Origin of the sequence: Paraburkholderia susongensis, assembly GCF_900177725.1 — a bacterium.
Lineage (GTDB): Bacteria > Pseudomonadota > Gammaproteobacteria > Burkholderiales > Burkholderiaceae > Paraburkholderia > Paraburkholderia susongensis.
Genome location: NZ_FXAT01000004.1, coordinates 603,941 through 627,886, shown reverse-complemented (window position 1 = coordinate 627,886; position 23,946 = coordinate 603,941). Strand labels below are relative to the sequence as shown.

At 66.0% G+C, this 23,946-nt stretch carries 16 protein-coding genes; 7 read left to right on the top strand and 9 right to left on the bottom strand.

Annotated elements, in window-relative coordinates; all coding sequences use genetic code 11:
• Positions 1–182 precede the first annotated feature (182 nt).
• Positions 183–962 carry a glycosyltransferase family 2 protein gene (locus B9Z01_RS15670; RefSeq protein WP_085484527.1) on the top strand — a complete coding sequence of 260 codons (780 nt, stop codon included), beginning with the start codon at positions 183–185 and terminating at the stop codon, positions 960–962.
• 48 nt (positions 963–1,010) lie between these two features.
• Here the strand turns inward: B9Z01_RS15670 and dnaE are convergent, their stop codons facing one another.
• On the bottom strand, positions 1,011–4,604 hold the full coding sequence (gene dnaE, locus B9Z01_RS15665; protein WP_085484525.1) for a DNA polymerase III subunit alpha: 3,594 nt from the start codon (positions 4,602–4,604) through the stop codon (positions 1,011–1,013).
• Positions 4,605–4,924: 320 nt separating this feature from the next.
• Here dnaE and B9Z01_RS15660 point away from each other — a divergent pair, with 320 nt between their 5' ends.
• Together B9Z01_RS15660 and gluQRS are read left to right on the top strand one after the other, a co-directional pair.
• Positions 4,925–5,788 carry a sulfurtransferase gene (locus tag B9Z01_RS15660; RefSeq protein ID WP_085484523.1) on the top strand — a complete coding sequence of 288 codons (864 nt, stop codon included), beginning with the start codon at positions 4,925–4,927 and terminating at the stop codon, positions 5,786–5,788.
• A 43-nt stretch (positions 5,789–5,831) separates the two neighbouring features.
• A complete protein-coding gene (gene gluQRS / locus B9Z01_RS15655) occupies positions 5,832–6,722 on the top strand; it encodes a tRNA glutamyl-Q(34) synthetase GluQRS (RefSeq protein WP_085484521.1) in 891 nt (296 codons plus the stop codon).
• An 84-nt stretch (positions 6,723–6,806) separates the two neighbouring features.
• Here gluQRS and B9Z01_RS15650 read toward each other — a convergent pair whose 3' ends face one another.
• The 6 genes from B9Z01_RS15650 to purT all read right to left on the bottom strand — a co-directional run bounded on the left by B9Z01_RS15650 (position 6,807) and on the right by purT (position 14,077).
• Positions 6,807–8,270: a DEAD/DEAH box helicase gene (locus B9Z01_RS15650; RefSeq protein ID WP_085484519.1), complete on the bottom strand. Its 1,464-nt coding sequence runs from the start codon at positions 8,268–8,270 to the stop codon at positions 6,807–6,809.
• Positions 8,271–8,682: 412 nt separating this feature from the next.
• The gene (locus B9Z01_RS15645; RefSeq protein ID WP_085484517.1) at positions 8,683–10,119 is read right to left on the bottom strand and encodes an aldehyde dehydrogenase family protein; all 1,437 of its coding nucleotides are present in this window, start codon (positions 10,117–10,119) and stop codon (positions 8,683–8,685) included.
• Positions 10,120–10,205: 86 nt separating this feature from the next.
• Entirely contained in the window at positions 10,206–11,834 is a 1,629-nt protein-coding gene (locus B9Z01_RS15640) for an acetolactate synthase large subunit (RefSeq protein WP_085484515.1), read from the bottom strand.
• 270 nt (positions 11,835–12,104) lie between these two features.
• The gene (locus B9Z01_RS15635; RefSeq protein ID WP_085484513.1) at positions 12,105–12,482 is read right to left on the bottom strand and encodes an MliC family protein; all 378 of its coding nucleotides are present in this window, start codon (positions 12,480–12,482) and stop codon (positions 12,105–12,107) included.
• Between the two features lie 108 nt (positions 12,483–12,590).
• Positions 12,591–12,815, bottom strand: coding sequence for a DUF6726 family protein (locus B9Z01_RS15630; protein WP_085484511.1), 225 nt, complete (start codon positions 12,813–12,815; stop codon positions 12,591–12,593).
• 47 nt (positions 12,816–12,862) lie between these two features.
• Positions 12,863–14,077 (bottom strand): formate-dependent phosphoribosylglycinamide formyltransferase, encoded by a 1,215-nt coding sequence (gene purT, locus B9Z01_RS15625; protein WP_085484510.1) that lies wholly within the window; start codon positions 14,075–14,077, stop codon positions 12,863–12,865.
• Positions 14,078–14,245: 168 nt separating this feature from the next.
• Here purT and B9Z01_RS15620 point away from each other — a divergent pair, with 168 nt between their 5' ends.
• Positions 14,246–14,782 (top strand): META domain-containing protein, encoded by a 537-nt coding sequence (locus B9Z01_RS15620; protein ID WP_085484508.1) that lies wholly within the window; start codon positions 14,246–14,248, stop codon positions 14,780–14,782.
• Between the two features lie 209 nt (positions 14,783–14,991).
• A complete protein-coding gene (locus B9Z01_RS15615) occupies positions 14,992–19,263 on the top strand; it encodes a DNA translocase FtsK 4TM domain-containing protein (protein ID WP_085484506.1) in 4,272 nt (1,423 codons plus the stop codon).
• A gap of 40 nt (positions 19,264–19,303) precedes the next feature.
• Here B9Z01_RS15615 and B9Z01_RS15610 read toward each other — a convergent pair whose 3' ends face one another.
• Entirely contained in the window at positions 19,304–20,464 is a 1,161-nt protein-coding gene (locus B9Z01_RS15610; protein ID WP_085484504.1) for a lactonase family protein, read from the bottom strand.
• A 489-nt stretch (positions 20,465–20,953) separates the two neighbouring features.
• Here B9Z01_RS15610 and B9Z01_RS15605 point away from each other — a divergent pair, with 489 nt between their 5' ends.
• A complete protein-coding gene (locus tag B9Z01_RS15605; RefSeq protein WP_082194614.1) occupies positions 20,954–21,106 on the top strand; it encodes a DUF3096 domain-containing protein in 153 nt (50 codons plus the stop codon).
• A 371-nt stretch (positions 21,107–21,477) separates the two neighbouring features.
• Here the strand turns inward: B9Z01_RS15605 and B9Z01_RS15600 are convergent, their stop codons facing one another.
• A complete protein-coding gene (locus tag B9Z01_RS15600; RefSeq protein ID WP_085484796.1) occupies positions 21,478–21,723 on the bottom strand; it encodes a hypothetical protein in 246 nt (81 codons plus the stop codon).
• A gap of 236 nt (positions 21,724–21,959) precedes the next feature.
• On the opposite strand from B9Z01_RS15600, the gene B9Z01_RS15595 reads away from it, so the two are divergent.
• The gene (locus B9Z01_RS15595; protein WP_085484502.1) at positions 21,960–23,849 is read left to right on the top strand and encodes a glycoside hydrolase family 15 protein; all 1,890 of its coding nucleotides are present in this window, start codon (positions 21,960–21,962) and stop codon (positions 23,847–23,849) included.
• The last annotated feature ends 97 nt before the right edge of the window (positions 23,850–23,946 follow it).

The following is a 23,946-nucleotide window of genomic DNA, read 5'->3' as shown; positions in this document are numbered from 1 at the left end:
TTGCCGCCGCGTGAAATATTAAAAAAGAGCATTGTAATCGGTTGAAGATCGCGGCCGTGACGGAGTGCCCGACGCAATGCGCGGAAACATGGCGCGGATCGGCGCGCAGGTGTGGGGCCGGATGGGGTGTGTATACTCTTCGCTGCCCGTTTGGCCCCGTTCGTCCTCCACGCAACTCAGGTATGCAAGAAACCACCCTTGGCGTCGCCATCATCACCCGGAACGCGGCGGCGCGGCTGGCCGAATGCCTGCAGGCTCTGGCCTTCGCCGACCAGATCGTCGTGATCGACGGCGGCAGCACCGACGGCACGGCCGACATCGCCCGCGCGCACGGCGCCCGCGTGATCGAACAGACGGACTGGCCCGGCTTCGGTCCGCAGAAAAACCGCGCGGTGGACGCGCTCACGACAAGCTGGGTCCTGTCGATCGACGCCGACGAAATCGTCACGCCGGAGCTCGCCGCGTCGATTCGCGCGGCGCTCGCGGCGCCCGCCGCCGACGTCTACGCGGTGGACCGCCTGTCGAGCTTCTGCGGCCACTGGATTCATCACAGCGGCTGGTATCCGGACTGGATTCCACGCCTCTTCAAACGCGGCGCCGCCCGTTTCTCCGACGACCTCGTGCACGAGCGCCTCGTGTTCGACACGCCCGCGCAACGCCTGAGCGGCAAGCTCATGCATTACTCGTACGAGAACTTCGAGGGCGTGCTGCGCAAGCTCGACGCCTACTCGACGGCCGGCGCGCAACAGCGTTACGCGGCGGGACAACGCGGCAGCTTCGGCAAGGCGCTCGGACGAGGCTGCTGGGCGTTCGTGCGGACCTACCTGCTGCGGCGCGGCTTTCTGGACGGCCGCGCCGGGTTCATGATCGCGATGTTCAACGCGGAAACGGTGTACTACCGGTTTCTGAAGCTCGCGCGCATGGGGGAAACGGGCGAAACACGCGGAACGGGGCGGCGGTAAGGCGGTAAAAAAGGCGGCCGCCGAACCACAGGCAAAACCCGCCCCTCGTCAATAGACGATCTCGATCGAGCTGCCCGCGAATTCTCCGCGCAATGCGGCGAGCAGTTCATCGGTCGGCTTCACGCGCCATGCGTCGCCGAGGCGCATCTCGCCTTGCGCGGTTTCGCTGCGGTAGACCACCTGCACGGCAAGCCCGCTCGGAATCTGCACGGCCTGACGCTGACGGCCTCCATCACCGCCATAACCGCCGCCCTGGCCGCCGCTGTGTCCACCATTACGCCCGCCGCCATTGCCGCGCGGCGCAACCGCCGGCGCGGCTGCCACCGGCGGCTCGTCCTTGCCCGCGCCATGCGCTTCCAGCACGCGCCGCAACGCGAGCGCGTCCGCATTGCCGTTCATCTGCACCTTGACCGAGTCCGCATAACGGCAGCGCGCGCGGCCGAGGTCCATGACCGTGTCGACGGTAAAGCGGATGCCGCCCGTGAACGCGTCATTACGCGCCATGCCCTGCACGACGAGCAGTTCGTCTTCCTTGAAGAGCTGCTTGTGCTCTTCGAAGACCTCGTTGAAAACCGTCACTTCGCACTGACCGGTGCCGTCGTCGAGCAGCGCGATCAGCATCTTGCCGCGCTGGGTCATCTGCGTGCGCAGCGACACGATCACGCCCGCGACGAGCTTGTCGCGCCCTTCCTTCAACTCGCCGATCTTCTGGCGCACGAAGCGGCGCACTTCGTCCTTGTAGGCATCGAACAGGTGGCCCGACAGATAGAAGCCGAGCGCGGCCTTCTCTTCCTGAAGCTTTCTCTTTTCCGGCCACTCGGCTTCGTCGACGAGTTCGTGACCCTGCGACGGCGCGTCGCCCATGTCGAACAGACCCGCCTGCAGCGCATTGGCGCTCGCCTGCTCGGCCGCTTCCATCGCGAGCGAAACGGAAGCAATGAGCTGCGCGCGATTCGCGTGCAAGGTATCGAACGCGCCCGCGCGAATCAGCGCCTCGACCGTGCGGCGATTGACGATACGGCGATCGATGCGATTGCAGAAATCGAAGATATCGATGAACGGACCTTCTTCGCGCGCGCGCAGGATTTCTTCGATCGCGTTCTGGCCGCTGCCCTTGATCGCGCCGAGACCGTAGCGGATCGTGCGCGAGCGCTTGCCGTCCGCTTCGGCAACCGGCTCGAAGCGGTACGCGGACAGATTCACGTCCGGCGGCAACACCGCCATTTTGTTTGCGAGGCAATCTTCGAACAGGATCTTGACCTTGTCCGTGTCGTCCATCGCGAGCGACATGTTGGCCGCCATGAATTCGGCCGGATGATGCGCCTTCAGCCACGCGGTGTAGTACGCAAGCAGCGCATACGCGGCCGCGTGCGACTTGTTGAAGCCGTAGCCCGCGAACTTCTCCATCAGGTCGAAGGTCTCGTCCGCCTTCTCGCGCGTGAGGCCGTTCTTCGCCGCGCCTTCCGCGAAGATCTCGCGGTGCTTGGCCATCTCCTCGGGCTTCTTCTTGCCCATCGCGCGGCGCAGCAGGTCGGCGCCGCCGAGCGAATAGCCGCCGATGATCTGCGCCATCTGCATCACCTGCTCCTGGTAGACCATGATGCCGTAGGTCTCTTTCAGAACAGGCTCGACGCGCGGATCGGGATACTCCACCGTTTCGCGGCCGTGCTTACGCGCGCAGAAGCTCGGGATCAGGTCCATCGGACCCGGACGGTACAACGCAACGAGCGCGATGATGTCCTCGAAGCGGTCGGGCTGGGCGTCCTTCAGCATGCCCTGCATGCCGCGGCTTTCCAGCTGGAACACCGCGACCGTATTCGCTTTCTTCAGGATCGAGAACGACGCCGGGTCGTCGAGCGGCACCTGGCCGAGTGACCAGTCCTGCTTCGACGGATCGAGGCGGCGGATGTAGCGCTCGGCCCAGTCGAGAATCGTCAGCGTGGTGAGGCCCAGAAAGTCGAACTTCACGAGGCCGACCGCTTCGACGTCGTCCTTGTCGTACTGGCTCACCACGCCGCTTTCGTCGCCCTGCGTGTAGAGCGGGCAGAAGTCGGTGAGCTTGCCGGGCGCGATCAGCACGCCGCCCGCGTGCATGCCGACGTTACGCGTAAGCCCTTCCACGCGCTGCGCGAGTTCGAGCAACTGGTGCACTTCGTCTTCGTTGTCGAAGCGCTCCTGCAGAAGCGGCTCTTCCTTCATCGCGTCGGCGATCGTGACGTGCTTGCCCGGCTTGAACGGGATCAGCTTCGCGATACCGTCCGTGAACATGTAGCCGAGATCGAGCACGCGGCCGATGTCGCGCACCGCCGCCTTCGCCGCCATCGTGCCGAAGGTGGCGATCTGCGACACTGCATTCGCGCCGTACTTCTCCTTCACGTACTGGATCACGCGATCGCGGCCGTGCTGGCAGAAGTCGATGTCGAAGTCGGGCATCGAGACCCGCTCCGGATTCAGGAAACGTTCGAACAGCAGGTTGTAGCGCAGCGGATCGAGATCGGTCACGCCAAGCGCATAAGCGACGAGCGAACCCGCGCCCGAGCCCCGGCCCGGCCCCACCGGCACACCGTTATTCTTCGCCCAGTTGATGAAGTCCGCGACGATCAGGAAGTAGCCCGGAAAGCCCATCTTGATGATCGTGCCGCACTCGAACTCGAGGCGCTCGTAGTACGTCGCGCGCTGCGCGGTACGCTCGGCCTCATCCGGATAAAGCTGCTCGAGCCGCTTTTCGAGGCCCTCTTTCGACAACTGCACGAGGTAATCGTCGAGCGACATACCGTCGGGCGTCGGGAACAGCGGCAGCTTCGGCTTGCCGAGTTCGAGCGTCAGATTGCAGCGCTTCGCGATCTGCACCGTGTTGGCGAGCGCCGACGGAAGGTCCGCGAACAGCGCGGCCATGTCCTCTTGCGTGCGGAAATACTGCTCGTCGGTAAAGCGCTTCTGGCGGCGCGGATTCGCGAGAATGTCGCCCTCGGAAATGCACACGCGCGCTTCGTGCGCGGTGAAGTCGTCCGGCGTCATGAACTGCATCGGGTGCGTGGCGACGACCGGCAATTTCAGCGACGCCGCGAGCGCGACCGCCTGCTGCACGTACTGCTCGCCGCCGGGCTGGCCGCAGCGCTGCAGTTCGATATAGAAGCCGCCCGGGAACACCTTCGCCCAATGCTGCGCGTTGCGTTTCGCCGCTTCCTCGTTGCCGGCCGCGAGCGCGAGACCGATATCGCCGTGCTGCGCGCCCGAGAGCGCGAGCAGCCCTTCGCCCAGACCGGATTCGAGCCAGCCGGCTTCGATTTCCGCGCGGCCGCGATACTGGTTCGTGAGCGACGCCTTGCTGAGCAGCTCGCACAGATTCAGATAACCGTGCCGGTCCTTGACCAGCAGCAGTAGACGGGAAGGCTTCTCGCGGTCGTCCGGATTGGTGATCCAGACGTCGCAGCCGGCAATGGGTTTGACCCCTTTGCCGCGCGCTTCCTTGTAGAAACGCACGAGACCGAACGCATTGCCGAGGTCGGTGAGCGCGAGCGCGCCCTGACCGTCTTTAGCCGCCGCCGCGACGATGTCGTCGAGACGCACGATGCCGTCGGCAATCGAGAATTCGGAGTGAACGCGGAGATGAACGAAGCGGGGATCTGACATGGGCGACATTGTAACTCCACCCTTCCTGAGATTTCAGGTCAAAACCGCGCGTTAGCGATCCGGCCAGGGCATGACATGGCGCCAGGCTCGCGACGACACGCCGCGTGCGTCAGCCGCCAGCGAAGCACCCGTCTTTGCGCTAACGCAACCCGTTAGCCATTCGGCCAGGCCGGGGGAAATGCCGGGTTGAGGGATAATAGCGGTTTCGCCTCATTCGACGTGGCCGCCGATGCACCAGAGCGCGGGCCCAATACGGGGCACAACCCCGGCGGCGCAACACGCCACCAGCCGCCCCTCGCCACGCCGGCCCTCTTTACCGCTGAACACACATGAGTATCGTCAATCTCGCCGCGTATCAATTCGCGACCATCGAAGACACCGCCGCCTGGCGCCCATTCGTCACCGAGCGCTGCAACGCGCTCGGTCTGCGCGGCACCGTGCTGCTCGCGCCGGAAGGCATCAACCTGTTTGTCGCGGGCACGCGCGAAGCCACCAACGCGTTCATCGACTACATCCGTCACGATGCGCTGTTCGAAGGCAAGTTCGCGCATCTGCAATTCAAGGAAAGCCTGTCGGACGCGCAGCCGTTCACGCGCATGCTCGTCAAGCTCAAGCGCGAAATCATCACGATGAAGAAGCCGGCCATTCGTCCGGAACTCGGCCGCGCGCCGTTCGTGGACGCCCCCACGCTGAAGGCCTGGCTCGATCGCGGTCACGACGACGCGGGCCGGCCGGTCGTCATGCTCGACACGCGCAATGCATTCGAAGTCGACGTCGGCACATTCGACAACGCGCTCGACTACCGCATCGCGAAATTCAGCGAATTCCCCGAAGTCATCGAGAACAACCGCGCCGACCTGGAAGGCAAGACGGTCGTGTCGTTCTGCACAGGCGGCATCCGCTGCGAGAAAGCCGCGATCCACATGAAGGAAGCCGGCATCGAGAACGTGTACCAGCTCGAGGGCGGCATCCTGAAGTACTTCGAGGAAGTCGGCGGCGCGCATTATCACGGCGACTGCTTCGTGTTCGACTATCGCACCGCGCTGAATCCGCAACTGGAACCGACGGCGACCGTGCAATGCTTCGGCTGCCGCGCCGTGGTCACGCCCGAGCAGCAGCAATCGCCGCTGTACGTGGCGGGCAAGACGTGTCCGGCGTGCCATCCGGACAGCAAGGCGGCGTGCGCCGCTTGATGGTGGCAAGCGGCGTGGGCGCGCCACTCTCCGGCCCCGAACCATGAGCTATCGCGGACGCTTCGCGCCATCGCCGACCGGCCCGCTGCATTTCGGCTCGCTGGTCAGCGCGCTTGCCAGTTGGCTCGATGCGCGCGCACATGGGGGCGCGTGGCTCGTGCGTATCGAGGACATCGACGGCCCGCGCACCGTGCCCGGCGCCGCCGCGGACATCCTCGCGACCCTCGAGCGCTTCGGCATGCGCGCCGACGAAGAGCCGGTCTGGCAAAGTCAGCGCATGGCGCGCTATCAGCAGGCGCTCGATCAGTTGAAGCCGACCGGTCTCGTCTATCCGTGCGGCTGCACGCGCAAGGAAATCGCCGACTCGCTGCTGCACGCGCACGCGCGCAACACGACGCTCGCCTATCCCGGCACCTGCCGCACGGGTCTGCACGGCAAGCCCGCGCGCGCATGGCGCCTGCGCGTGCCCGACGGCGAGGCCGCCGTGATCGGGTTCGACGACCGCTGGCAAGGACCGCAGACGCAGAACCTCGCGACCGAGGTCGGCGATTTCGTGCTGCGGCGCGCGGACGATCAGTGGGCGTATCAGTTGGCGGTGGTCGTGGACGATGCGGACGCCGACATCACACACATCGTGCGCGGCGTGGATCTGATGGATTCGACGGCGCGGCAGATTTATCTGCAGCGCTGCATGGGCGTGGCAACGCCCGAGTATCTGCATGTGCCGGTCGTCACGAATGAACGCGGCGAGAAACTGAGCAAACAGAACGGCGCAATCGCGCTCGACAGCGACCACCCGCTCGAAGCGCTATGCGCGGCGGCCCGGCATCTGGAACTCGAGCTCGGCGGCGAATCGCCCGCGACGCTCGAGCAGTTCTATCGCGCGGCAACCTCGGCATGGGCCAAACGGATGAACGTGCGCGCATCGGCTTGATGCGCACCCCGCGCGCGGCCCGCGATTCCCCCGCTTCGGTTCAGGCTCAAGGCGTTGCACCCCGAGCCGCTGCTACACCCCGCCTTACGACGACGAGGACGTCTTCCTCGGCATCCCGAAGCCGCCGAGCAACGCGGCCAGTTGCCGCTTCGGAGCCTGCTTCTGCGGTGTCCCGGCGGACTCGCTCTCCTCGACCTTGCGCACCGAAGCGGGCGACGGCTCGTACGGCTTCAGGAAGAAATCGTCGATCGGCTGCGCGCGATGATGATGCGGCCGGTCGTACGAACCCGACGCGCCGCCCGGGCGCCGGCGGCCGCGCTCGTCGCGTGCTTCGCTGCGCTCGCGGCGCAGCGGGCGATCTTCGTGGTGATGCCGCACCGGCGCATCGACGGTCAGGCGCTGCAATTCGAGCGGGCGCTTGATGAGCTTCTCGATATCGGCCAACTGCTTGCGCTCGTTCGGGCTGCACAGCGACAGCGCGTCGCCCGACGCGCCCGCGCGGCCCGTGCGGCCGATCCGGTGCACGTAGTCTTCCGCGTTGAACGGCAAATCGAAGTTGATCACCGCGGGCAGCTCGACAATATCCAGACCGCGCGCCGCGACGTCGGTCGCGACGAGCGCCTCGACTTCGCCGCGCTTGAACGCGTCGAGCGCCTGCATGCGCTCGCTTTGCGAGCGGTCGCCGTGAATCGCGGTCGCGACCACGCCGTCGCGTTCGAGCGCGCGCGCGAGCCGGCTCGCGCCGATCTTGCTGTTGCAGAACACGATGACCTGCTTGAGGCTGCGCTCGCGGATCAGTTTCACGACCGCGCCGGTCTTGTCGCCCTCGGCGACCTCGTAGACGACTTGCGTGACGTTGGTCGCGGTCGAGTTGCTGCGCGCGACTTCGATCGTCTGCGGGTTGCGCAGATACGTCGCGGCAAGCTTCTTGATTTCGCCCGAGAACGTGGCGGAGAACAGCAGCGTCTGGCGCTCTTTCGGCAGCAGATTCAGGATGCGCTGCAGGTCGGGCAGGAAGCCCATGTCGAGCATGCGGTCGGCTTCGTCGAGCACGAGCATCTGCACCTGGCCCAGGTTCGCGGTTTTCTGCTGCACGTGATCGAGCAGACGCCCCGGCGTCGCGATGAGGATTTCGACGCCGCGGCGCAGCTGCTCGGACTGCGGGTTCATGTCGACGCCGCCGAACACGACGGCGCTGCGCAGCGCCGTGTGCTTCGCATACGCGTGCACGTTCGCAGCAACCTGGTCGGCCAGTTCGCGGGTCGGCGTGAGGATCAGCGCGCGCACCGGATGGCGCGCGGGCGACGCGCTCGTGCTCGCCTGCGGCAACAGACGCTGAATGATCGGCAGCGAAAAGCTCGCGGTCTTGCCGGTGCCGGTTTGCGCGGCGCCCATCACGTCACGGCCCGCCATCACGACGGGAATCGCCTCCGCCTGGATCGGCGTCGGCGTCGTGTAGCCCGATTCCTTGATGGCTTTCAGGATGTCGGGCGCGAGGCCGAATTGATCAAAAGTCGCAGTGCTGGGCGTGACGGCTGTGTCGGACATGGTGGCTTTCGCTAAAAATGCGCCTGGCGCGGTACGCGCGGCAGCGGTCGCAACCGCGGAGGGCATCAGGATGAAGGTGGAGCCACGGCGTTCCGCACGGGACCCGTCAGAGTTCGGACAATGCGGCCGGCTCCGGCCGACGGGAACACCCGCCGAAAGGCCGGTATTGTAGCACTTCAGCAAAAACCCTCATGGCGACCGGCTGGCGGCTCGCGGCCCCGGCGTGGCGGCCTCGGGCGGGGTGACAGGCGAGCCTGCTTTGCTCGCAGCGTAGGGCGCGCAGACGACAGTGGCGTGACAACCGCGCGGGCGGCGGTTCGGCGGCCGGCGCCTGACGGCAGCCCCCTCCGGGCCCGTGCCTCCACGCGCGCGCCCGGCGCCCCACACCGCGCCCGCGCCAACTCACGCCCCCTCACCACGTCTCACGCATCACCATCAGCCGCATCTCGGTCATATCCTCGATCGCATAGCGCACGCCCTCGCGCCCGAGCCCCGAGTCCTTGACGCCGCCATACGGCATGTTGTCGACGCGAAACGACGGCACGTCGTTGATGACGACGCCGCCTACTTCGAGCGCATCCCATGCGCGATGCGCATGCGCGAGCGAATCGGTGAACACGCCCGCCTGCAGGCCGAAGTCACTGTCGTTGACCTGCGCGAGCGCTGCCTCGAAATCGTCGAAACGCTCGAGTATCGCGACCGGCCCGAACGCTTCCTTGCGGTACAGATCGGTATCGCGCTTCACGCCTTCGAGCAGCGTGGCCTCGAACATCGCGCCCTCGACCTTGCCGCCCGCGATGATCTTCGCGCCCGCCTCAACCGCGCCGTCCATCCAGCCCGCGAGCCGCTTCGCTTCCGATTCCGAGATCATCGGCCCGACGAAGGTCTTCTCGTTCTTCGGGTCGCCCATCACGAGCGACTTCGTCTTCGCGACGAGCTTTTCGCGCAGCGCATCGTAGAGGCTCGCGTGCACGAGAATCCGCTGCACGCCGATGCAGCTCTGCCCCGACTGATAGAACGCGCCGAACGCGAGCCGCTCGACCACGTAGTCGAGCTTGCCGCCCTGATCGCCGTCGACGATCGCGGCCGCGTTGCCGCCCAGCTCCAGAATCACCTTCTTCTTGCCGGCCTTTCTCTTCAGATCCCAGCCGACCGCGGGCGAGCCCGTGAACGACAGCAGCTTGAAGCGCTCGTCGGTCGTGAAGAGATCGGCGCCGTCGCGATGCGCGGGCAGGATCGAGAACGCGCCCTTCGGCAGATCGGTTTCCGCGAGAATCTCGCCCATGATGAGCGCGCCGACCGGCGTGCGGCTCGCCGGCTTCAGCACGAACGGCACACCCGCGGCGATCGCGGGCGCGACCTTGTGCGCGGTGAGGTTCAGCGGAAAATTGAACGGCGAGATGAACGAGCACGGCCCGATCGGCACGCGCTTCACGTAGCCGTGATAGCCGTTCGCACGCGGCGAAATCTGCAGATTGATGATCTCGCCGTCGATGCGAACGCTCTCCTCGGCGGCCACCTTGAACGTGTCGATCAGGCGCGTCACTTCGCCCCTCGAATCGTTGATCGGCTTGCCCGCTTCGATGCACAGCGCGAGCGCCAGTTCGTCGTAGCGCTCGCGAAAGCGCTTCACGCAATGTTCGAGCACAGCCTGGCGCTTGAACGGCGGATACGCGCGCAGCGCGGGCATCGCCTCGACCGCGTGGCCGATCGCCTTGTCGATCGCGGCCGCGTCGGCCATCGCGACGCGGGTCGCGACTTCGCCGCTGAATTTATCGGTGACTTCGAGATCGGTGTTGGCCGCCACCGCTTCGTTGGCGAGGTAGTACGGGTAGGTCTTCTGCAACATGACGCGCTCTCCTTGATCCGATGCTGATAATGGCGGCGCACGCGGCGCGCCATGCACTCAAATGAAAACCCGCTTGAAAATTCACCTCACAGCCGCGCGGACAGCCGCTTGATCTCGCGATTGAGCACGCGCTCGTTGTCCGAGTAGTCGATCGGCACGTCGATCACGTGCACGCCCGGCGGCGCGAACTGCTCCGCCGCTTCGACACGATGCCCGTGCGCGCCATAGCTCTGCGCATAGTCGACGAAATCCGGGTTCGCGAGCGTCATGCCGTAGTCGGGGAAATTCATGTTCTCCTGCTTCCAGCGGATCATGCCGAACGCGTCGTCGCGCAGAATCAGGACCACGAGATCGAGCTTCAGGCGCACGGCCGTTTCGAGCTCCTGCGAATTCATCATGAAGCCGCCGTCGCCGCACACGGCGATCACTTTGCGGTCGGGATGCACGATCTTGCTCGCGATCGCCGAGGGCAGGCCCGCGCCCATCGAGGCCAGCGCGTTGTCGAGCAGCAGCGAGTTCGGCTCGTGCGCGCGGTAGTAGCGCGCGAACCAGATCTTGTACATGCCGTTGTCGAGACACACGATGCTGTCCACCGGCGTGGTCTCGTACACGTCGTGGACGATCCGCACCGGATACATCGGAAAGCGGTCGTCGTGCTGGCCTTTCGCGAGATGCGCCTCGAAGTGCTCCTTGATCTCCTTGAAGCGCGTGAAGTCCCAATGCTCCTGGCGCTGCCTGAGGCTTTCTTTCAGTTGCCACACGGCGTTGGCGATATCGCCGACCACTTCGATCTGCGGGAAATACACCGTATCGACTTCGGCGCCGAGGAAGTTCACGTGAATCACGGTCTTCTCGCCCGCCTCGCCGCTGCGCATGAAAAACGGCGGCTTCTCGATCACGTCGTGACCGACGTTGATGATGCAGTCCGCGTGCTCGATCGCGCGATGCACGAAGTCGCCGTCCGAGAGCGTCGCGTTGCCGAGCCACATCGGATGCGATTCGTCGATCACGCCCTTGCCCATCTGCGTCGTGAAAAACGGAATGCCGATCTGGTCGACGAACTCGCGCAGCATCTTCGTCGTGGTCTTGCGATTGCCGCCCGCGCCGATCATGAGCAGCGGATGCTGCGCGGCGGTGATCGCCTCGACCGCGCGCGCGACCGCCTTTTCTTCGGCGACCGGACGGCGGCTAAAGCTCTTCGGAATCGGCTTGCCGTCGCCCTCCTCGTGCGCGACGTCCTCGGGCAGCTCGAGATGCGAGGCGCCGGGGCGCTCCTCCTCGGCGCGCCGCACCGCTTCGCGCACCGCCGCCGGGATGTTGCCGATCGACACGATCTGCCGCGTGTACTTGGTGAGCGGCTCCATCATGCGCACCACGTCGACGATCTGGAAATGACCCTGCTTGCTGGACTTGATCGGCTTCTGGCCGGTGACCATCAGCATCGGCATGCCGCCCAACTGCGCGTAGGCCGCGGCGGTCACGAAGTTGGTCGCACCGGGGCCGAGCGTGGCGAGACACACGCCGATGCGGCCAGTGAGGCGCCCGTAGGTGGCGGCCATGAAGCCGGCCGCCTGCTCGTGGCGCGTGAGGATCAGACGGATTTTCGAGCGGCGCAGCGACTCGAGCAGATCGAGATTTTCTTCACCGGGGATGCCGAACACGTACTCGACACCTTCGGCTTCCAGCGATTTGACTAACAGGTCCGATGCTTTCATTGAGGGTCTCGCTTGATGACACGGCGACGAACCGCGAGCTCAACTCGCGGACTCCGTCCACCGGTTCCACAGTAGGGTCCGGAAACGGACGATCGAAGACGGCAACGACGGCCGCGCACCTGGTCCATCACGCACGACACCCGGCACACGGCATGGCAAACGGCATGGCGAACGCCGTGCCGGACAGCTTACTACTCGAACGGAAATGATGTGCGCTGCGGGCAAGGCCGAGCGGCGCGCGTGAAGCGATGCGAAAGCAAAGGGGAAGATCTAGCGGATCACGGTGACGCAGTCGGAGAGCAGCGGCGGAGCGTTCTCGCCGCTCATCGTGTCATACAGATTGGCGCGCGGCCCCTTGGTCCACCACGTATAGCTGCCGGCCTCGTATTTCGCGCCGGACGCCGAGATCGTGTTGACGAACAGCATCTGCGTGCCCTTCACCGGCAACACCGCGAAGCTCTGACCGTTCTGCGCGTTCCAGTAGGTGACCTGGATGATCTTGCCGGTTGCGCAGGTGTATTTGCGCGTCTGATGATTCTTGCCCTCGATCTGCCGGAATTGCAGCGGCGCGGCCCATGCGCCGCCGTGAGGCGCCGCTGCCCAGCCCGCCGTTGCCGCCGTGAGAACTGCAACAAGCCATGTTTTCATCGAACACCTCGATTGCTGCTGCGGATCGGGGATGAACCCGCGCTGACCGATGCGGACGCCACGACGGCGAGGAGCGGCGAAGCGCGGCACGCGCTGGCCGCAAACCGCTCAGGGATCGATCACGTCGGCGCAGGCGTCGGTGGGTGCGGCGGCAACGTGCCCGACCACCGGCACGATCTTCAGTCCCGCCGACGCAACCCGGCACGGTGCGGCCGCGAGACCGCAGCCCGTCAGCGCGGTGCACAGCGCGAACAGCGCGCCGAGCGCGCCGAGACGGCGAGCCCTGTTGTGCCAGGTATTGCTGAGCGATTCCTGCACCGATCCCTGCACCATACGGTCACCTGCTTCGAGTTCTTTGCTTCGAGTTCTTTGCTTCGAACCTACCGGGCCGACACCGGCCGCACCGCCGCCGCGGCCTGCTTCGCACGCGAGCGCGCCTCGTCGATGGTCTCGCCGGTCGCGAGCGCCACGCCCATGCGGCGCTTGACGAAGCTCTCGGGCTTGCCAAACAGACGCAGGTCCGCGTTGGGCACCGCCAACGCCGCCGCTACGCCTTCGAACGCGATGCCCGCTTCGTCGAGACCGCCGTAGATTACCGCCGACGCGCCCGGCGCGCGCAGCGACGTATCGACCGGCAGGCCGAGGATCGCGCGCGCATGCAGCTCGAACTCCGAGAAGCGCTGCGAGCACAGCGTGACGAGCCCCGTGTCGTGCGGACGCGGGCTCACTTCCGAAAACCATACGTCGTCGCCGCGCACGAAAAGTTCCACGCCGAAGAGACCGCGGCCGCCAAGCGCGGCCGTCACCTTGTGCGCGACTTCGCGCGAACGCTCGAGCGCGAGCGGGCTCATCGGCTGCGGCTGCCACGATTCGACATAGTCCCCCGCGACCTGCACGTGGCCGATCGGATCGCAGAAGTACGTGCTGACCGCGCCGCTCGCCGGATCGACCGCGCGCACCGTGAGCTGCGTGATCTCGTATTCGAAGTCGATGAAGCCCTCGACGATCACGCGGCCGTGATTCACGCGGCCGCCCGCCATCGCGTACTGCCATGCGGGTTCGACGTCGGCGTCGCTACGCAGCACCGACTGCCCCTTGCCCGAGGACGACATCACCGGCTTCACGACGCACGGATAACCGACCTTGGCGATACCGGCGCGCAGTTCGTCGAGCGAGTCGGCGAACGCATAGGGCGAAGTCGGCAGGCCGAGTTCCTCGGCGGCGAGGCGGCGGATGCCTTCGCGATTCATCGTGAGCTGGGTGGCGCGCGCGGTGGGGATCACCTCGGCGAGCGCATCGGCTTCGATGGCGGCGAGCGCGTCGGTGGCGATCGCCTCGATCTCGGGGACGATCAGATGCGGGCGCTCCTGTTCGACGAGCGCGCGCAGCGCGGCGCGGTCGGTCATGTCGATCACGTGCGCGCGATGCGCGACCTGATGACCTGGCGCGTTCGGGTAACGGTCGACGGCGATCACTTCGACGCCCAGCCGTTGCAGCGCGATGATCACTTCCTTGCCGAGCTCGCCTGCGCCGAGCAGCATGACGCGCGTGGCGGACTCAGAAAGGGGCGTGCCGATCCGTTGGCCGATCTGCATGAGGTCTCCAGATAAAAGTCGGATGAGGGTGGGATTGATCAGGATGCGATGTTAACATGCGGGCCCCTCGCCGCACGGCGCGCGCGGCCAGTGCAACTCCGTAGTTGGCGTGAACGGGCCCTGGTACGCTACCCTTACGGCTTCGCCTGTTTGAAGAGGAACGACGCCATGCTCACCCGCTCATCCGCGCGACGACTTGCGCGCTTCACGCCGTGTCTGCGCACGGCCGTTGCCACGTTGAGCATCGCCGCGCTGCTCGGCGCGTGCGCGATCCCGAAGCATCCCGATACGTCCGCTCCGCCGCCCGATCCGTTCAATCCCGCCGCCGCGCAGTTGCTCGACAACACGAGCTGGGTGCTGAGCTCGTGGAAACAGGCGGACGGCACGGTGCGCGCGGTTCCGTCGAAGGATCAGGGACCGCTCACGCTCACGCTGTCCACCGAAGGCGGCCAGCGTCACGCAAGCGGCTTTTCCGGCTGCAACCGCTTCATGGGTTCGTACATGCTGAAGGACGGCAAGCTGGGCTTCGGCCTGCTTGCGGGCACGCGCATGGCGTGCACCTCTGCGGGCGGCGACATCGAGGGGCCGTTTCTCAAGGCGCTCACGCGCATCGACCGCACCGGCGTGCAGATGCGCCCGCCGCAACAGATGCAGCTGATCCTCGATGACGGCGACACGCTCGTGTTCGATCGCAGCGACAAATAAGGCGCGCCGCGTTCACCTGATGGAGCCCGCCTGATGGATCGTGCCGTGGATCGCCCCGGCAGCGGTATTTTTCCGATCGCGGACCGCGCGCCGGTCCGCTTTCCCATTCGGCGCAAGCCTGCTTGCGCCGGCCTTCGAGGCCGCTGGCTTCGCCGGTTTAAACTCGACGGGTTGCGCACTCGCGCGTCCGTCATTCGTAGATGTCTGGTATGCACACGGTAGTTTTCGGCTGGTTCGGTGGGTCGGCCGTCTGGTTCATTCCTCTTTTGTGGCGCCTCATGAAGTCGGTGCTGCCGGGCGGCGCGGGTCTGCGCGGCCCCGGCACGATCCGCCTGTGGCTCGGCTTCGTCTGCGTGCTGATCGCGAGCTGCACGCTCGAGGCGTCGCTGATCGGCATGCCCGGCGTCAACGGTTTCGGTCATGCGCTCGCCGCGGGGCTCGCTCACCTGCTCGGTCATATCGGCACGCCGCTCGCGGCACTCGCGCTGCTCGCGATCAGCCTGCCCTGGCTCATCGGCTTTCGCTGGCGCGAGTTCGCCGAATGGGCGGACGGCGCGTTCGGCCTCGGCCTGTCGCGCGGACTCGCGAAGCGCGACGAGGAAGCGCGCCGTCATCGCAGCGTCGACGATGGCTTGCCGTCGCATGTTTCGCCGGCCACCAACACGATGGCGCCGAAAACCACCCGGGGCCGCTACGCGCGTCCGACGGTCTGGCGCCCGCCCGCAAGCGGCCGGGCGGCTGGGGCGGCTGGGGCGGCTGGTGCGGCTGGTGCGGTTGGGACTGCTGGCGCTGCTGGTGCAGCCGGGACCGTGAGTGATAAAGATGCGGCCGCGCGTGGCGCGGGTGTGAAGTCGGGCTGGCGTGCGGACGCCGATACGGCGCGCAACCCGGCAAAGCCGATCGAACCAGTGCTGCGCACGGGCGCGATGAGTTCGCCGCGGCAAGGTTCGTCGGTACAGACGCAGGCTCAAACGCAGCCGCAGTCTCAGTCTCAGTCTCAGTCTCAGTCTCAGTCTCAGTCTCAGTCTCAGTCGCTCAACGCTGGTAAGGCGGGCTCGCCATTCGTGCCGGCCGAGCCGGTTGCGCCGACCGGATGGTTGAGGCCGACGGACGGACGTACAAGCGCCACAGTGATGGGATCGGCGGGGGCGTCCGGTGCATCGGATACCTCGGGTGCCGTAACTCGCGATGGCGCGTTGGCGGCCAGCCGGCGCCCGGCCGGCGAGCAACGCGTGGCTGTCCCGTTCGGCTCCAGTGCCGCTTTGGCGGCAACGGCCGCCACCGCATCGGGCGTATCGGCGAGAGCCGCGCAAGCCATGGCGGTACGCTCCGCGTCGGGAGCCGGGCTGGGCATGGCAGCGGAATCGATCAATGCCACGGCACGTGGGAGCCGTCCATCGCCGCGGCAACGTCCGGCGAACGCGCCTGCGCCGTTCAGCCGTGCCGCAACGCCGCGTCAGCCGTTCGCGGCCGCCACGCGTACCAGCGGCGTCACGCCGCCGTCCGCTGCGCTGCGGCCCGAGTCCAGCTTCATGCGACCGATGGCGGGCGCGCAGAACGTCACGCCGTCCGTGGGTATCGAGGAGACACTGCGCAGCATCGCGGAAAACACCGCGCGCTGGACCGATATGGCCGGCGTTAGCCTCGCGCGAGGTCGCGGTGACGACGACACAAAGATGGCCGGTGCGGTTGAGGCTGCGCCGGTTGAATCGCCGCGCACAGAGCCCGCGACCGCGTTCGATGCACCCGCTGAAGTTGGCAACGAGCCTATCGCGCAATGGCCGACCGAACCGCCGGTCATTCACGTGCCACCGACAGCCCCATCGCCGGTTAGGGGTGCTGCCGAGTCGATGGCCGACGCGGCGGCTGCGGTCGAAGCGGCGGCGGTACGGGGGACGGCGCTAGCGAGTGCGGATCTGGCTGGCGCGTCGGTCGTGCCTGCTGCTGCGGCATTTGTCGAGTCCGCTCCTTCTGGGCCCACACCTGTCGATGCCGTGGCTGCTACGCCTGCGCCCGCTAAGACTGTTCTTGCTGGGTCCGCGCCTCTCGAAGCAGCGCCTGCCTCGCCCACGCTGCAACACCGGGCGTCAATTGCCGCATCAACGTCGTTCCAGCGTTTCGCGGCGCAGTTGCAGGAAGAGACCCCGCAGGAAGACACGTCGCCGTTCGTAAGCGACTCGACGCCATCGACGACCGGGCTCGGTAGCCGTGCGCCGGAGAGCGCCGCAATACCGAAGCCGGTCAGCGAACCTGCCGAGCATGCGCGCGCAGCGGCGCAAACCGCAATGGCAACCGCAGCCGCGAACGCGCCCGCTCCTGCGCTGCGGCAAGAAGAATCCGCGCCGACGGTCGCACCGATCGCCGCTATCACCCCGACCGCAACGCCGACGCAGCCGACGCAGCCCGCGGCGTCCGCTGCTGAAATTGTCATCGACAAAGCGCTCGTGCCTTGGGAGAGCAAGCTCGGCGCCACCTCGGCTCAACGCATTGCGCCGCCGTCGGACGCATCGCAACCTGGAGCAGCCGCACCGACGAGCGCCGCAACGCCGGCGTCAGCGCCTGCCCCCGCATCGATATCGACACCGGCAGCACCTGCGCCCTCGCCCGTGCCAGCCGCGCTGACCTCGTCCGCGCTCAGGCCAATCGCACCGACCTCGCCTTCGCCGGCATCGGCCGCACCTCAGCCCAATCCAATCGAGCCGGTCGCGCCCATCGCGTCAATCGCATCCGTGGCGCCAGCTACCCCAGCCACGCCAACCGTCGCACCGCTCACCCAAGCTGCCGAGCCCGCCGCGACACCCGCGACACACACGACACACACGGCATACCCGACCTACGCAGCGGAGCCGACCAAGCCGCCAGAGTCACCAGAGACATCCGACGCCCTCCAGGCAACACCCGCGTCACCCGCTCCACCCGCCGAGCCCCCCACCCCGCGCGCCCCGCTGCGCGGGCACACCCCGGTGAACGGCTTCGAATTCCATGCGCCGGCCGCGTCGATGGTCGAATTGCCGACGCTCGATCTTCTCGCGCACGCGGACACCGACGTCGAACCGGTCTCCGAAGAAAAGCTCATCGAGACCGGCCAGTTGATCGAGCAGCGTCTGCAGGAATTCAAGGTGCCGGTCACGGTGGTCGGCGCGTCCGCAGGTCCGGTCATCACGCGCTTCGAGGTCGAGCCCGCGCTCGGCGTGCGCGGCAGCCAGATCGTCGGTCTGATGAAGGACCTCTCGCGCGGCCTCGGCCTCACGTCGATCCGCGTGGTCGAGACGATTCCCGGCAAGACCTGCATGGGCCTCGAACTGCCGAACGCGAAGCGCCAGACGATCCGTCTCTCGGAAATCCTCGAAGCGAGCGTCTATCAAAACTCGCATTCACAGCTCACGCTCGCGATGGGTAAGGACATCACCGGGCACCCCGTCGTCGCCGATCTCGCGAAGGCACCGCATATGCTCGTCGCCGGCACGACCGGCTCGGGCAAGTCGGTCGCGATCAACGCGATGATCTGCTCGCTGCTCTTCAAGGCGACGCCCGAGGAAGTGCGCCTCATCATGATCGATCCGAAGATGCTCGAACTGTCGGTCTACGAAGGCATTCCGCATCTGCTCGCGCCGGTCGTCACCGACATGAAGCTCGCGGCCAACGCGCTCAACTGGTGCGTCGGCGAAATGGAAAAGCGCTACCGGCTGATGTCGGCGGTCGGCGTGCGCAATCTCGCGGGCTTCAACCAGAAGATCCGCGACACCGAAGCGAAGGGCAAGAAGCTCGGCAACCCGTTCTCGCTCACGCCCGATGCGCCCGAGCCGCTCGCGCCGCTGCCGCTCATCGTCGTCGTGATCGACGAGCTTGCCGATCTGATGATGGTCGCCGGCAAGAAGATCGAAGAGCTGATCGCACGGCTCGCGCAGAAGGCGCGCGCGGCCGGTATCCATCTGATTCTCGCCACGCAGCGCCCCTCGGTCGACGTGATCACCGGCCTCATCAAGGCGAACATTCCGACGCGCGTGGCGTTCCAGGTGTCGTCGAAGATCGACTCGCGCACGATTCTCGACCAGATGGGCGCCGAATCGCTGCTCGGCCAAGGCGACATGCTGTTCCTGCCGCCGGGCACGGGCTATCCGCAGCGCGTGCACGGCGCGTTCGTCGCCGACGAGGAAGTGCATGCGATCGTCGAGTATCTGAAGCAGTTCGGCGAGCCGCAATACGAGGACGGCATTCTCGACGGCCCCACCGCCGAAGGCGGCGCGGCGCAGGATCTGTTCGGCGAAACGCCGGATGCGGAAGCCGATCCGCTCTACGACGAAGCCGTCGCGTTCGTGGTGCGCACGCGGCGCGCATCGATCTCGTCGGTGCAGCGGCAGTTGCGCATCGGCTATAACCGCGCGGCGCGTCTCGTCGAACAGATGGAAACGGCCGGGCTCGTGTCGGCGATGAGCATCAACGGCAGCCGCGAAGTGCTCGCGCCCGGGCCCGCGGAGTAAGCGCCGGGCGCGCCGTCGAATCACGCGTGTGGATCTTTCATCACGATGGCGACACGAGCTTGAAATCCACCGGCGAGCCGAGTTCGAAGTGCTGCTTCGGCGTCGGATCGAGCAGACCTGTCCGCGGGTCGCGCTTGAACACGTAGACGGTATCGCTCAACTGATTGCCGACGATGAGCCAGTTGCCGCTCGGATCGATCGCGAACTCGCGCGGCGACTTGCCGAGGCTCGGCTGATGGCCGATCTTCTTCAGATGTCCGTTGGCCGGATCGACCGCGAAGATTACGATCTCGTTCGCGTCGCCGCGATTGGAGGCGTAGACGAAGCGGCCGTCCGGCGACAGATGGATCGCCGCGGCGCCCACCGCGCCCTTGAAGCCCGGCTCGGCGAGCGAGAGCGTTTGCACGAGCTTGAGCCTGCCGTCGTGATAGTCGAACGTGCTGACCGTGCCGGCCAGTTCGCTCGTCAGATACGCATGCTTGCCGTCAGCGCCGAAGATCAGATGACGCGGGCCCGTGCCGGCTTTCTGCTGCGTATAGCCCCAGTCGGTCGGCGCGAATGGGCCGGGACTGCCCTGCGGCGCGTAGCGGTACGAGTACAGCTTGTCGGCGCCGAGGTCCTGCGCAAACATGAAGCGGCCGTCCGGCGAGAACACGGTCGAGTGAACATGGGAGTTGTCCTGCCGCCCTTTCACCGGACCGCCGCCCTCATGATGCACGGTCTGCACCGACGCGCCGACCTGGCCGTCGGACTGCAGCGGAAACACCGCGAAGCTGCCGCCGGGGTCGGGCGTCACCGAATAATTCGCGGTCAGCAGAAACTTCTGGTCCGGCGAGAAGCTCAGGTAGCACGGGTCATTGCCATCCGAGGACACCTTGTTGAGAAACGTCAGTTGTCCGCGCGCGGCGTCGAAGCCGAACGCGCTGATGCCGCCGCGCTGCGTGGCCGGACCGTTGTCGCCGGGCAGCTCGTTGACCGCGTAGACGAAGCGGCGGTCGCGGCTCACGACGAGAAACGACGGATTGACCGTCTTCGCGACCGACACCTGCGTCGCCGCGCCCGTCTTCGTGTCGAAGCGATAGACGTAGATGCCCTCGCTCTTGCCGCCGGTGTAAGTGCCGACCAGCATGGTGTAGACGCCGTCCGCGGGGACCGGGCCGGAATCTTGCGCATAAGCGTGCGAAGCAGCAATCGAGACCATGAGCACGAAACCTTTTATTATCGAACGGACGGCCCGCAGTGGAACAGGCCGTGTTGCACGCCATGCGGCTGATTCAGCCACGCGCAATGCGCGAGGCGCACGGCCACCCGGAATAGAAGCGGAAGTAAAAACGGAAGCGCAATCGGCAGCAGGAGCGGAAACACAGGTCGAAACGGGGCGCACGGCAACACGCCCGGCGGCACGGCGACTGCGAAGCATGGGACCTCCTCGACATCGGTTGTCTGTTGCAAGCGGTTTAACGGTGTCTGGTCTGCCGCGCGGTGGGTCGAGCGTCGTTCTGCGTTGTTTTTGTCGAAGCCAGTATAAAAGCGTTACGCCGGATCATGCAGCGAATACGGCCGATAGCGCGGCTGGCGGCGAGTAGTCTAAGCCGGCGGCCATCGTCCCCGCGCCACCGGGCGTTTTTTCAATCGCATGTTTTTTCAATCGTGTATTGCGTGTCTCACGCGCCTCACCTACGGAGTCTTCATGAACGTCACACTCAGCCTTGGCCCGCTCGTTTCGCTGATCGCCGGCATCCTGATTCTGGTCATGCCGCGCCTGTTGAACTACATCGTCGCGCTCTATCTGATCATCATCGGCATCATCGGGATCTTCGGCGTGGGGTCGTCGCACCTGTGAGCGGCGCGTGACGCGAGGCCAGGCGCGCTGGGCTCGTACGTTCTTGCGTGCGGCATAGGCGTGCCTTCTTCGCGCGGCGGGAAATTCGCCGCACGAATCATGCGGCGGTGCAGCGTATGGACGGCGGTAGAAATGTCACAGCGCGAGCGAAAGGGTTACACGGCAGAGAGCCCACGAAGATACACGCGCGACGCTGTTGCCAGCGCGTGCGCCGACCGGCACGCGCGAACCCGCCGCGAAGCGCCCTGCAAGCAATCATGAACCGTGCGCGAGCCGTTCACGGAGTGCGAAGCGAGAAGCGTGCGGAACCGGAGCGCGCGAGCAGCGTATGGAAAGCGGTGTATGAAGCGCGGCGTATGAAGCGCAGCCGCTCAACCGTTCGAAAGCTGATCGAGCCGCAAACGTCCCTGCAGCGACAATGCGCCAACGGCATAATGACCGCCATCTTCCTGATAGCGCCGGAAGCAGGCCCGTTCGATCAGAAACGCCGCCGTCGCCAGCAGGCGGTTGCGGCTCAGGCCAAGACGGCCGTGATCGAGTGGCAGCATCGAATCGCCGGCAATTTCGCTGGCGGCCGAGAGAATCGTGATGCAATCGGATTTCGACGGATTCAGCATGGCTTTCATCCCCGGAAACGTCATCTCTATGCGCTATGAGCAAGGCCGATTCGCAACCCCGGTGGCACCGGACATCGGCACGAAATCCGATTGTAGGCATGGATTTGACAATTTACCAACCCGCGTTTTTGCCGCACTGCATTGCGAACCAAACACGGCTCATACCGCTCCGATAGTGGATCACCCTCAGTTCACGCGCGGCAGCCCTCGCTGCGCGCCATAACGACACGCTTCCCATGCCTGCACTCATCGAAGACTATGCGCTCATCGGCGACGGCCACACGGCCGCGCTCGTCTCCCGCGAAGGTTCCGTCGACTGGCTCTGCTGGCCGCGCTTCGACTCCGGCGCCTGTTTCGCCGCGCTGCTCGGCACGCCGGAGAACGGCCGCTGGCTGATCTCGCCCGGCACGCCGGGCAAGGACACCGCGCTCTCCGTTACGCGCCGTTATCGCGGCGAAACGCTGATTCTCGAAACCGACTTCGAAACACCCGAGGGCGCTGTCACGCTGATCGACTTCATGCCGCCCGGCAACGGCTGGTCGGAGATGATCCGCATCGTCGTCGGCAAACGCGGCACCGTGCGCATGAAGATGGAACTCGTGTTGCGCTTCGACTACGGCTTCTCGATTCCGTGGGTCGACAGGCTCAGCCGCGACAGCGGCATCAAGGCGATCGTCGGACCGGACAACGCGGTGCTGCGCACGCCGGTCGAGCTGCGCGGCGAGGACATGAAGACCGTTGCCGAATTCACCGTGACCGAAGGCGAGCGCGTGCCGTTCTCGCTCGCCTATGCGCCTTCGCATCTGCGCATTCCGCCCGCGCGCGATCCGCACACCGCGCTCGCGCGCACCGAAAATCACTGGCTCGAATGGTCGGCGCGCGGCACCGTCGAAGGACGCTGGGCCGGCGCGATCCGCCGCTCGCTGATTACGCTGAAGGCGCTCGCCTACGAGCCGACCGGCGGCATCGTCGCCGCGCCCACCACGTCGCTGCCGGAACAGCTCGGCGGCACGCGCAACTGGGACTACCGCTACTGCTGGCTGCGCGACGCGACCATCACGCTGCTCGCGATGATGCGCGGCGGCTACTACGACGAAGCGCGCGCATGGCGCAGCTGGCTCGGCCGCGTGATGGCGGGCGCCCCGGACCAGTTGCAGATCATGTACGGCATTGCCGGCGAACGGCGGCTGCCCGAATTCGAAATCGACTGGCTGCCGGGGTACCAGGGCGCGGCGCCGGTGCGCATCGGCAACAACGCGGTCGGGCAGCGCCAGCTCGACGTCTACGGTGAAGTGATGAACGCGCTGCATCTCGCGCGCGTGGGCGGCCTGCAGGCGGACGACACCGCATGGAACGTGCAGCGCGCAATGCTCGGCCACCTCACGACGATCTGGCAAGAACCCGACGAAGGCATCTGGGAGACGCGCGGCGGGCGCCAGCATTTCACCTTCTCGAAGGTGATGGCGTGGGTCGCGTTCGATCGCGCGATCCGCTCGGCCGAGATGTTCAAGCTCGACGGCCCGCTCGACGAATGGCGCGCGACACGCGCCACGATTCATGCGGAGGTCTGCGAGAAAGCATGGGACCCTGAGCGCAACGCGTTCATGCAGTACTACGGCAGCGACCAGCTCGACGCGAGCGTGCTGCTCCTGCCGATGGTCGGCTTCCTGCCGCCGCAGGATCCGCGCATCAAGGGCACCGTGGCGGCGATCGAGAAAGACCTGATGCACGGCGGCTTCGTGATGCGCTACCGCACGACCGGATACGACGACGGCCTGCCGCCCGGCGAAGGCACGTTTCTCGCGTGCTCGTTCTGGATGGTCGACAACCTCGCGTTGCAAGGCCGCGTCGGCGAGGCTATCGAGATGTACGAACGGCTGCTCGCGCTCGCGAACGACGTCGGTCTGCTCTCCGAAGAATACGACCCGGTCGCGAAGCGCCTCGTCGGCAACTTCCCGCAGGCGTTTTCGCATGTGGCGCTCGTGCACACCGGGCTGAACCTCATGAAGCACGAGCAGGAAATGGCGCAGGCGACCGGCCAGCCGCCGCATGACGGCATCCGCGCAATGGAACTCGAGGTGCAGGCAAGCCCTGATAGCGGCGGAGCAACATCGCCACTAGCATGATCCGATGACAGTTTGCGTTCCCCGCGCGCGTGAATTGTTGCGTTGCACAAATACGCTTTGTTCTATATCATCATTCTGACTGTTGGCCAAAAAACAA